Annotated in this window: 6 protein-coding genes and 1 pseudogene; all 7 read left to right on the top strand. The window is 64.4% G+C overall.

Annotated features, from left to right (window positions below; genetic code table 11):
• A partial coding sequence (locus Q1J95_RS10515; RefSeq protein ID WP_300267467.1) for a methionine ABC transporter permease occupies positions 1 to 470 on the top strand: 470 nt, incomplete at its 5' end.
• Positions 471 to 504: 34 nt separating this feature from the next.
• Complete coding sequence (locus tag Q1J95_RS10510; protein WP_300267466.1) at positions 505 to 1,323, top strand: MetQ/NlpA family ABC transporter substrate-binding protein; 819 nt, start codon at positions 505 to 507, stop codon at positions 1,321 to 1,323.
• 151 nt (positions 1,324 to 1,474) lie between these two features.
• Positions 1,475 to 3,535 carry an acyl-CoA dehydrogenase gene (locus Q1J95_RS10505; RefSeq protein WP_300267465.1) on the top strand — a complete coding sequence of 687 codons (2,061 nt, stop codon included), beginning with the start codon at positions 1,475 to 1,477 and terminating at the stop codon, positions 3,533 to 3,535.
• Positions 3,536 to 3,554: 19 nt separating this feature from the next.
• The gene (locus Q1J95_RS10500; RefSeq protein WP_300267464.1) at positions 3,555 to 4,496 is read left to right on the top strand and encodes an SGNH/GDSL hydrolase family protein; all 942 of its coding nucleotides are present in this window, start codon (positions 3,555 to 3,557) and stop codon (positions 4,494 to 4,496) included.
• Entirely contained in the window at positions 4,493 to 5,059 is a 567-nt protein-coding gene (locus Q1J95_RS10495) for a DNA-3-methyladenine glycosylase I (RefSeq protein ID WP_300267463.1), read from the top strand. Before Q1J95_RS10500 ends, Q1J95_RS10495 begins: the two co-directional genes overlap by 4 nt.
• 123 nt (positions 5,060 to 5,182) lie before the next feature.
• Positions 5,183 to 11,296, top strand: coding sequence for an Ig-like domain-containing protein (locus Q1J95_RS10490; RefSeq protein ID WP_300267462.1), 6,114 nt, complete (start codon positions 5,183 to 5,185; stop codon positions 11,294 to 11,296).
• A 55-nt stretch (positions 11,297 to 11,351) separates the two neighbouring features.
• A pseudogene (locus tag Q1J95_RS10485) lies at positions 11,352 to 11,492 on the top strand (ATPase); the annotation flags it as partial.

Below are 11,492 nucleotides of genomic sequence, written 5' to 3'. Positions count from 1 at the left end.
TCGTCCGCTCGTTCCCGTTCCTGCTTCTCGTGGTCTTCCTCATCCCGTTCACGAGGGCTGTGATGGGCACGAGCTTCGGCACGCAGGCGGCGACACTGCCGCTGTGCTTCGTCGCCGTCGCGATCTACGCGCGCCTGGTCGAGCAGATCCTCCGCGAAATCCCACCCGGCATCTCACGAGTCGCCGTCGCGATGGGCACCACTCTTCCGCAGGCGGTGTTCCGGGTGTTGCTGCCCGAGGCGCGCTCGGGCCTCGTCTACGCACTCACCTCGGCGGCCATCAGCCTGCTGTCGTACTCGACGGTGCTCGGTGTCGTCGGAGGCGGCGGCATCGGCGACTTCGCCATGCGCTACGGCTACCAGGAGTACAACGACGCCCTCATGTACATCACGATCGCGATCATCGTCGTCTGCGTGCTCGTCATCCAGGCGATCGGACACCGTACCTCCGAGAAACTCGATCACCGCTGATACCCGACTGCAGTTCACACAGAGAGAAGGAACAATGAGAACCTCGCGCCTCGGCGTCCTCGCCGTCGTCACCGCCGCAACCATCGCGCTCGCCGGGTGCAGCGCATCAGGCGGTGATGAATCGGATGCCGTCGCCGACGCTCCCGTCGTGATGAAAGTCGCCGCGGTCACTGCACCGATGACCGACGTCGTCGAGGCCGCCGGCGAGGCGATCGAAGACGGCTATGAGATCGAACTCGTCGAGGTCTCTGACTACGTCACAGCGAACACGATCGTCAACGATGGCGACGCCTACGCGAACTTCTCGCAGCACGTACCGTACATGGAAGAGTTCAACGCCGAGAACGGTGGCACGCTGGTCGAAGTGCAGCCGGTCTACAACTTCGTAATCGCGTTCTACTCCAAGACGCTCGACGACATCGTCGACCTGCCCGAGGGGGCGACGATCGCGGTGCCGAACGACTCGTCAAACCTCGGACGCGCCCTCAAGCTGCTCGACGCCGAAGGCGTGATCGCGCTCGACCCTGACGTCGATCCGTACGCGGCGACTCTCGATGACATCGCTGAGAACCCGAAGAACGCCGAGTTCCTCGAGGTGCCGATCGGATCGCTGAACGCCGCATACGAAGAAGCCGATCTGGTGTTCCAGTGGCCGTCGCACATCGCGGCCCTCGGGCTCAACCCGGAAGATGACGGCCTCATCACCGAGCTTGACGACCGGTTCGCGCTGTACGTCGCCGTTCGCGAAGCGGATGCCGAGTCTGCAGCCACCGCGGCGTTGAAGCGGGCCTTCGCCAGTGACGAGGTGCGGGAGGTCATCGAGTCCAATGGCACCATCGACGTCGCGTGGTGAGTCCTGTCGTCACCGAGCACCTGTCGTCTCACGACAACGGCACGGCGACACGGGCCCACACAGGTTTGGAGAAACCCCACACCGCACTTTGTAGCCCGTTGTAGCAGATCTACGATCGAAGTATCTGCACTTCTCTCTGAGAGGACCCCTCATGGTTGACGCCGACGTTCGCACCACCACGACTCCCACAGCCGATGATGCCGCGCGCATCGACGTCGAGAGCGTGAACAGTCTGCTACTGGGCACCTGGGCCGACACCCGCCGCACCGCGCGGGAGATGATCAAAGACCCCGCGTTCTGGCGGCAAGACGACCTCGGCATGGACGAGCACCGCGAGCGCGTGCTCAGCCAGTTGCACCTGCTCGTCGAGAACAACGCCGTGCACCGTGCCTTCCCGAAGAAGTTCGGCGGCGAAGAGAACAACGGTGCGAACATCTCCGGCTTCGAAGAGCTCGTGGCGGCCGACCCCAGCCTGCAGATCAAGGCCGGTGTGCAGTGGGGGCTGTTCGGGTCGGCGATCTTGCAGCTGGGCACGGAAGAGCACCACGACAAGTGGCTGCCCGGCGTCATGGATCTCTCGATCCCGGGCGCCTTCGCGATGACGGAGATCGGTCACGGTTCAGACGTCGCCGCGGCCGCCACCACGGCGACCTACGACCCCGAGACGGAAGAGTTCGTCATCCACACGCCGTTCCGCGCGGCGACGAAAGAGTTCCTCGGCAACGCGGCCCTCCACGGCGTGGCGGCCACGGTCTTCGCGCAGCTGATCACGAACGGCGTGAATCACGGCGTGCACTGCTTCTACGTGCCGCTGCGCGGCGACGACGGAAACGACCTGCCCGGCATCACCCGCGAAGACGACGGCCTCAAGGGCGGTCTCAACGGCATCGACAATGGCCGCCTCGCCTTCGACCAGGTGCGCATCCCGCGCACGAACCTGCTGAACCGCTACGGAGACGTGGCCGCCGACGGCACCTATACGAGCCCGATCGACAGCCCCGGGCGCCGTTTCTTCACCATGCTCGGCACTCTGGTTCAGGGGCGTGTGTCGCTCGACGGCGCAGCGTCATGGGCATCGGCTCTCGGGCTTCACATCGCGATCACGTACGCGACCGAGCGCCGCCAGTTCGAAGGAGCCGACGGCCAAGAGGTCGTGCTGCTCGACTACGGTCGCCACCAGCGTCGCCTGCTACCACGGCTGGCGACGACGTACGCTCAGATCTTCGCGCACGACGAGTTCGCTCAGAAGTTCGATGGCGTCTTCTCGGGGCGCACCGACACCCCTGACGATCGCGAAGACCTCGAGACGCTCGCCGCGGCGCTCAAGCCGCTGTCGACCTGGCACGCCCTTGACACCCTGCAAGAGGCTCGCGAAGCGTGTGGCGGTGCCGGCTTCATGTTCGAGAACCGTCTGGTGGGCCTCCGGCAAGATCTCGACGTCTATGTCACGTTCGAGGGTGACAACAACGTGCTGCTGCAGTTGGTCGGCAAGCGCCTGCTCACCGACTTCGCGAAGCAGTTCAAAGACAAGGACGCCGCGGCGCTGGCGCGTTTCGCGTTCGAGCACACCGCGGGCAAGGTGTTCCACGGCGCGGGGCTTCGCCGCTTCGGCCAGAACATCGCCGACTTCGGGTCGACAGCCCGCTCCGTCGAGAACGGGCTTCGCGCCGACCAGCAGCACGAGATGCTCGCTGACCGCGTGCAGCAGATGGTTGCCGACATCGCCGGGCGCCTGCGCGCGGCGGGCAAAGACAAGGTGCTGGGCGAGAAGCTGTTCAACGAGAACCAGTCCGACCTCATCGAAGCCGCCCGCGCACACGGCGAGCTGTTGCAGTGGGAAGCCTTCACGGATGCCGTGAACAGCATCCCCGACGCCTCGACGAAGAAGATCCTCACCTGGCTGCGTGATCTGTTCGGCCTGCAGCTGGTCGAGAAGCACCTGGCCTGGCACATCATCAATGGCAGACTGTCGACGCAGCGCGCGGCGGCGGTGTCGAGCTACATCGACCGGCTGTGCCTGCGCCTGCGCCCGCACGCCCGCGATCTGGTGAATGCGTTCGGCTATGAACCCGAGCACGTGCGTGCCCCCATCGCCAGCGGCATGGAAAAGCAGCGCCAGGACGAAGCCCGTGCGTACTACGCCGAGCTTGAGGCATCCGGCAACGCACCGCTGTCAGAGAAGGCGATGAAGAAGGCGGCTAAGAAGCGCTGAGCCGGCCGGGGGAGGGACCATGCGTGAGGACACGCAGAATCGGCGGTCGCCGTGGGCAATCGCCTGGGCAGTGTTGCGCGGAATCGGCATCGCCATCAGCTCGCTGGTCGGACTTCTCGTCACGCTGGGCGCGGTCGCGGCAGCACAGGGCTTTCTCGCCCGCGAACGATTCGCGAACCTGAAGCCCGAGTTGACGATCCCGCACAGCGGCACGTTCGCGGCAGATCGAGAAGGCACCCCGATCGAACTGGGCATCATGGGCGATTCCCTTGCCGCCGGCTACGGCGCTGATGACCCGGCGAGCACCCCGGGTGTGCTGCTCGCCGAAGGGCTCGTCGAAGCGGGCGAGCGACCGGTCACCCTCACCAACGTCGCCGAAGTGGGCGCTGAATCGACAGCGCTCGAAGCGCAACTCGCTCGGCTGCTTTCCCTGTCGACCCCCGACGTCGTGGTGATCCTCATCGGAGCGAACGACGTCATGCATCTCAAACGACTGACGGATGCGCTGTGGCCTCTGGCCGCGACGGTACGCCACCTGCACAGTGGGGGCACAGAGGTCGTGGTGGCGACCTGCCCCGATCTGGGCACGGTGCGCCCGTTCATGCCCCTGCTGCGTTTTCTCGCCCATTGGTACAGCCGTGTGCTCGCGACGGGACAGGCCATCGTGACCCTCCGGGCGAGTGGCCGCACGGTCTCTCTTGCCGACACGCTTGGCGCGATCTTCCGGCGCGACCCGGCCACGATGTTCTCGCTGCATGATCATCTGCACCCGTCGAGCCGCGGATACGCCGAGGCAGCACGGGTGATTCTGCCGAGTGTGCGCGTCGCCGCCGGCGTGCCCCTGCCCGAAGATGCCAACGTGCCGCACCGCGTCTATCAGAAGGGGAGCCGACGACCCCTGGCCTGGCTGGCGTTTCGCGCATCGCGCCGGGTCGGCGACCGGCTCGTCCCGGTATCATGACCTCTCTTCTCACCGGTGCTGACGGCCGCGCACGTTGCGCCTGGTCGGGAACGGATGCCGAATATCAGCGCTACCACGACGAGGAATGGGCAGTGCCGTTGCACGGCGACCGGGCGCTGTTCGAGAAGATGTCGCTGGAGGGGTTCCAAGCCGGACTCAGCTGGATCACGATCCTGCGCAAGCGCCCGCGTTTTCGCGAGGCGTTCGCCGGGTTCGACCCCCGGCAGGTGGCCGCCTTCGGCGAAGCCGAGATCGAGGCGCTGATGCAGGATGCGGGAATCATCCGCAATCGCGCGAAGATTCTGGCGACCATCGGCAACGCGCGTCTGGTGACCGAGCTCGCTGACGGTGAGCTCGACGAACTGATGTGGTCGTTCGCGCCGGCGCGCGGCATCCGTCCTCGCTCGTTCGCGGACGTACCTGCGGTGACCCCGGAGTCGACAGCCATGAGCAAGGCGCTGCGCAAGCGGGGATTTCGCTTCGTCGGTCCGACGACGATGTACGCCCTCATGCAGTCGACCGGCATGGTTGACGACCATATCGACGGATGCTGGCGCACCTGAGCTGGCAGCTCATCGCATGGGGAGTGCTCCCCGCGGCACGGTTCAGACGCGGCAGTTAGGATATACGCGGTGTGTCGCGCTGAAATTCGGTGCGATGTGACGTAAATCCAGGGGGAATCAGGGATGAAGGCGCTGTCATGGTTGCGGGCGAAACCGAAGACCGTGGCATCCGTGGCGACTGTCTCCATCGCAGCCGTGGCGCTCACAACCCTGGCTTTTGCCTATGACGGCAACCCGACCACGAAGGTCGACCTGAACGACGGCAGTGTGTGGATCACGAAGTCGTCGGCGCTGATGGTCGGTCACTTCAATAATGAGTCGACGTTGCTGGATGGCGGATTGCGAACCAGCGGTGAGAATTTCGACATTCTGCAGGATGCCTCGACCATCCTGGTCGTCGACGACGGCAACTCGACCCTGACTTCGGTCGATCCTGCGCGCGTTACCCTCGGTGACAGCGCGACGATCCCGGCGTCGGCGAAGGTCGAGCTGGGTGCGAAGACGACGGCCATTCTCGATTCCGAGTCCGGTGACCTGTGGGTCGTTCCCGTGGCGGGGATTTCGGGTTTCGAGGTGCAGGGCAGCGATCCCCTGGTCGAGCTCGGTAAGAATTCCGATGTCACGGTCGGCGCTGACGGAACTGTGTATGCGGTCTCGGGCGAACACGCTGAGGTTGTGACTGTTCCCGTCGACAACGAGGGTGAGCCTGGCGAGCCGCAGACGGCGTCGTTGGGTGAGATCGATACGTCGATTGCTCCGACGATCACGGCGGTGGGTCAGACGCCGGTGGTGCTTTCGCCGGCTGATAGTGCGGTGATGTCGCCGGGTGGGTTCCGTACGGAGATCACGGGCGCTGACACCGCGGTTCTTCAGCTGGCTTCGTTGGGGACGGATGCCGTGACGGTCGCGACGTCGTCGCAGTTGTTGCAGGTTCCGCTCGATGGCAGTGAGCCGGCGGCGACGGATGCCGGCGGGCAGGGGACCCCGGCTGCCCCGGTTTCGCTGCTGGGCTGTTCGTATGGTGCGTGGGCGGGTACTGGCACGTTTGTGCGCGAGTGTCCGAATGAGGCGAATGATGTTTCGGCTGAGGTGCCGGGTGTCAAGGATTCGGCGTCGCTGACGTTCCGCGTGAATCGTGACGTCATCATTTTGAACGACACGGTCGGTGGTGCTGCGTGGCTGGCGAACGAGAGTCTGAAGCAGGTTGATAACTGGAATGATCTGACGCCGCCGGAGGGTGAGACCGAGGACGAGGAGGAGACCACCGAGGAGACGGTGGAGACGACTCTTCCCGAGCGCACGCCGGAGAACACGCCGCCGGTGGCCGAGGATGATGATTTCGGTGTGCGTCCGGGTCAGACGACGATGCTCCCGGTGCTCGATAACGACAACGATGCCGACGGTGATGTGCTGGTGGCGTCGTTGGCGCAGAAGCAGCCGTCGATCGGCACCGTGCAGCCGATCTATGATGGCGGATCACTGCAGATCGCCGTCGAAGAAGAGGCATCGGGGTCGGCATCCTTCACGTATGCGGTCAACGATGGGCGTGGCGGTGAGGATACCGCGTCGGTGTCGCTGTCGGTGAAGGACTGGGATACGAATACGGCGCCCAAGCCGAAGCGGACGACGAAGTTGGCGATCGAGACGGGCGGCACGATCTCGTACAACGTCCTCCCTGACTGGATCGACCCTGAGGGCGATGACATCTATCTGAAGGATGTTGTTGCCGCTCCGGGCGATGAGGTCGAGTTCAGCACGGACGGGCAGCTGACGTATCGAGCGACCGCGAGCGTGCAGGGCCGCAAAGAGGTCGCCGTCACGGTCGCGGATGCGCTCGGCGAGGTCGCGACCGGAACCATCCTTCTGGACGTTCGCCCGTCGGGTTCGACGCTTCCGAAGACGAACGCTGATCACGTGATGACGCGGGTGGGTGAGCAGGTCACGGTGTCGCCGCTGGCGAATGACTCGAGTTCGGGTCGTGAGCCGTTGCGTCTGACGCGTGTGAACGGTGATGAGACGCCGGGGGCGACGATCGTCCCGGACTACCCAAACAAGACGTTCACGTTCAGCGCGCCGAAGAAGGGCGTCTACTACGTCCAGTACGAAGTGGCCGCCGGCCCGAACGGCGTACCCGGGCTAGTGCGCATCGATGTCGCCGACGCTGAGGATCAAGACCTGCCGCCGATCGCCGTGCGCGATGTCGCACTGCTCCCCACGGGCGGAGAAGTGCTGCTGGGTGTTCTCAATAACGACACCGACCCCTCGGGCGGCATCCTCGTCATCCAATCGGTGACGGTGGAACCGGGCAGCGGGCTGAGCGTTTCGGTCTTGAACCATGAGACGCTGCGTATCGGTGATCAGGGTGCGTTGGATGAGCAGGTGACGATCAGTTATCGCATTTCGAACGGTTCGAAGACCGCCGAGGGTGAAGTGGTCGTGATTCCGATTCCGGCGCCGGATCAGATCTTGCCGCCGATCACGAGTCCTGACACGGCGGTGGTGCGTGTCGGTGATGTGGTGACGATCCCGGTGCTCGATAACGACACGCATCCGAATGGTGATGCGTTGACGTTGGAGCCGGAGTTGATCGAGCCGTTCGTCGACCCGGAGGATGGTGAGATCTTCGTCTCCGAAGACAAGGTTCGCTTCAAAGCGGGCGATGAGGCGAAGACGGTGTATGCCACCTATGAGGTGTCGGATACCCGGGACAATAAGGTCGGCGGGTACATCACGATCCAGATCCTTCCGATTCAGGAAGACAATGCGGCGCCCAGGCCGCGTGACATCACGACGCGTGCGTTGAGCGGGACGACGGCGAATATCGCGATCCCGCTGGATGGCATCGACGCGGACGGTGACTCGGTCGAACTGCTCGGGCTGGATTCGAATCCGAAGAAGGGCCGCATCACCGAGGTCGCGCAGAACTACTTCGTCTACGAGGCATTCGCCGACTCCACCGGCGTCGACACCTTCTCGTACCGGGTGCGCGACCGCCTCGGAAAAGAAGGCACCGCGACGATCCGGGTCGGAATCGCCCCGCCCGAGGGCGTCAACCAGGCGCCCTACGCGGTGAAGGATGCCGTCGTGGTGCGCCCGGGTCGCGAGATCGCCGTGCCGGTCATGCTCAACGATTCCGACCCCGAGGGCGACGAGATCGCGCTCGTCGAAGACGGACTCGTCTTGCCCGATGACGATGATCTGACAGCACGCGTGTCGGGTGACCGTGTGCTCGTGCAAGCTCCCGATCACGCGGCCGAGACGTCGTTGCAATACACGATCAGTGACGCGCGTGGCGCGACGGCGGATGCCGTGGTGCAGATCACGGTCGATGAAGACGTGCCCCTGCTCGCACCGATCGCACGCGACGATCGAGTGCTGCCCGAAGACCTGACGGATCGCTCGCTGACCGCCGACGTCGACATCCTCGGCAACGACGAGGACCCGGATGGCACGACCGAGGCGCTCGATGTCGCCGTCGGTGCCGGCGGCACGCTACTGGATGACGGCAAGGTGCGGGTCGCCATCGGCGAGGAACGGCAGTTGATCCGCTACACCCTCACTGACCGTGACGGACTGGAGACATCGGCCTTCATCTTCGTGCCCGCGGTGAAGGACCTGCGTCCGTCGCTCATCTCGACCGAGCCCGTCGAGGTTGTCAGCGGTGAGACCAAAGAGTTGCCGTTGGATGAGTACGTCAACGTTGCCGGCGGTGGCTCCGTGACGATCACCGAGCACTCGAAGGTGAGCGCGGTGCACTCCGATGGCTCCGACCTCGTGAAGGACGGCTCCACGCTCGTCTACACCTCCGCGGAAGGCTACTTCGGCGAGGACGCTCTCACGTTCGAGGTGACCGACGGCACGGGCCCCGACGACCCCGAGGGCCGTAAATCAACTCTCACGATTCCGATCACGGTATTGCCGCCGGCGAACCAGCAGCCCAGTTTCACCGGCGGTGAGCTGAATGTCGCCCCGGGTGAGGATGCGACGAGCCTCGACCTCGCGGCGCTGACGACAGACCCCGACCCCGAAGACGAGGGAAACCACGACTTCTCGATCGTGGGAGATGTCGGTGGCGGACTCAGCGCACGCATCGAAGGAGCGAAGCTGTTCGCTGAGGCCGAGGCGAACGCCAACAAGGGCACGAGCGAGCGGGTGACGGTTCGCATCACCGACGGTGAAACAGAGCCTATCGAAGGCACGGTGATCTTGAACGTCACCGCCTCGACCCGTGCCCCGGCAACGGCCAACACCGACACGATCGACGAAGCTCATCAGGGCGAAACCATTACGGTGCCGGTACTCGAGAACGATTTCAATCCGTTCCCTGAGACACCTCTGGAGCTGCTCAACGTCGTGCCAGAGACCGGCGTCGGAACGGCATCCGTCGAGGGTGATCAGGTTCGAGTGACCCCGGGAGCCGACTTCGTCGGCACCCTGGTGCTGCGTTACACCATCGAGGATGCGACGGAAGACCCGGACAGGCACGTTGACGGTCGGGTCGTGTTGACGGTGCAGGGTGTTCCGGATGCGCCGGGTCGGCCGCAGGTGACGAGTGTGCAGGATCGTACGGTGGTGGTGTCGTTCTCGGCGCCGTCGAACAATGGTGCGGAGATCACGCATTACACGGTGTCGAGTACGTCGGGGAGTGCGTATAGCAAGCGGTGCGATTCGACGACGTGCACGTTGGATGGTTTGACGAATAACGTGGAGTACACGTTCCAGGTGGTGGCGACGAACCGTGTGGGTGATTCCGAGCCGTCGGGTGCGTCGGAGGTTGCGCGGCCGGATGCTCGGCCGGATACGCCGGTTGCTCCGACGTTGGTGTTCGGTGATAAGTCGCTTGATGTGGCGTGGAAGACGCCGTCGACGCCGGGCTCGCCCGTTGAGTCGTACACATTGCAGATCTCGCCGGCACCGCCGTCGGGCGTCATCGAGAAGTCGGGTGTGACAGGAAACTCGATGACGTGGGAGGGGCTGGAGAACGGTACCTCGTACCAGGTGCGGGTGAGAGCTCACAACCTGGCCCCGGATCCCTCGGCGTGGAGCAGCTGGTCGCTCGGAATGGTGCCCGCCGGCCCGCCGGCCCAGCCGGATGCTCCGACCACCGCAGAGCTTGCACCGGTTGGCGATCAGGCGCAGATGGATGTGCGGTGGAGTGCGCCGAGCAACAACGGTGACGCGATCGCGGGGTATCAGTTGCAGGTGCTTCGTGGTGGCACGACGGTGAAGACGATTCCCGTTGCTGCTGGTGCGACGAGCCAGGCTGTGGTGGTTGATACGTCGGAGCAGGGGTACACGTACATCCTCCGCGCTGAGAATAAGGCCGGCTGGGGCGAGTGGTCGGCGCCGTCTGCGGAGCGTCGTGGGGCGACGAGGCCAGATGCGCCGACGCGGCCGACGATCACCGCTCATGACCGGTCGATCGAGATCACGTCGTCGTATACGTTGACGGCGGATCAGCGCAATGGTGCCAGGGCCGGTGAGATCACCTACCAGTACCGGCTGAACAGCGGGGGCAGCTGGCGGAATCTCAGCAACGGTCAGACCACGATCGGTGGGTTGACCAACGGTAACTCGTACACGGTGCAGATCCGTGCGCTGTCGAACACCGGCACCGGCAGCTACACCGGCGCCGCCTCCACCGTCTCGAACGCGGCGACGCCGTTTGGCATTCCACCGCAGCCGAAGGCGAACGCGACCAACAATGGCTCGAAAGTCACGGTGAGCTGGGGCAACAACGGTAACAATGGCGCGCCCATCACAGACACTCGGATCCGGATCACCGGTCCTGGCCAGTCCGGAACGTGGGACAACTCCGTCGCGGCGAGCGGTTCGAGGAATGTCGGGACCGGGTATTCGAACACCTACAAGATCGAGGTGCAGGTGAGGAACAAGGCCGGATGGTCTGCCGTCGCCTCTGACTCCGCGAAGAACGATCCGAAGCCCGAGCCGCGCGTCTGGGTGACTCAGGGGGCGACTCCAGCCGGTGAGACGTGCGTCAACGGATGCCGTCAGTTCATCGTGCACTGGGAGAACCTCAACATCGGAACGCAGCAGGTCAGTTGCTGGAACGACACCGGTCTGATCGGTACCGCATTCGTTCACAGGATCAACTTCGACGGCTCGGGGACGCAACAGCTTTCGTGCTGGAAGGGCCGTGACGGTGTGCAGGTATGGGTCGATATCCGAAATTGGGGTGACGGCGTCGACACAGAGAAAAGGTACTGGGGCAAATAGGGCCCGCTCTGTGCCGACATGGACATCAGATAGAACGACAGAGGAACGAACGACGATGACAATGACCCCCGAGCAGGCAGCCTGGTTCCAGGGAACCTTCCATCGCCTCGTCGAGAACATCGACAAGGCGGTGCAGGGCAAGCACGACACCATCAGCCTCGTGCTGGCAGCGATGCTCGCCGAAGGCCACGTGCTG

This window comes from Microbacterium sp. (assembly GCF_029263575.1).
Taxonomy (GTDB): domain Bacteria; phylum Actinomycetota; class Actinomycetes; order Actinomycetales; family Microbacteriaceae; genus Microbacterium.
Note: the sequence above shows the minus strand (reverse complement) of the source record. Positions and strands in the feature narration are given on the sequence as shown.

What these genes read in the sequence shown, in the direction of transcription:
- Q1J95_RS10510 (WP_300267466.1), top strand. Translation starts at nt 505, where the DNA reads ATGAGAACCTCGCGCCTCGGCGTCCTCGCCGTCGTCACCGCCGCAACC.
- Q1J95_RS10505 (WP_300267465.1), top strand. Translation starts at nt 1,475, where the DNA reads ATGGTTGACGCCGACGTTCGCACCACCACGACTCCCACAGCCGATGAT.
- Q1J95_RS10500 (WP_300267464.1), top strand. Translation starts at nt 3,555, where the DNA reads ATGCGTGAGGACACGCAGAATCGGCGGTCGCCGTGGGCAATCGCCTGG.
- Q1J95_RS10495 (WP_300267463.1), top strand. Translation starts at nt 4,493, where the DNA reads ATGACCTCTCTTCTCACCGGTGCTGACGGCCGCGCACGTTGCGCCTGG.
- Q1J95_RS10490 (WP_300267462.1), top strand. Translation starts at nt 5,183, where the DNA reads ATGAAGGCGCTGTCATGGTTGCGGGCGAAACCGAAGACCGTGGCATCC.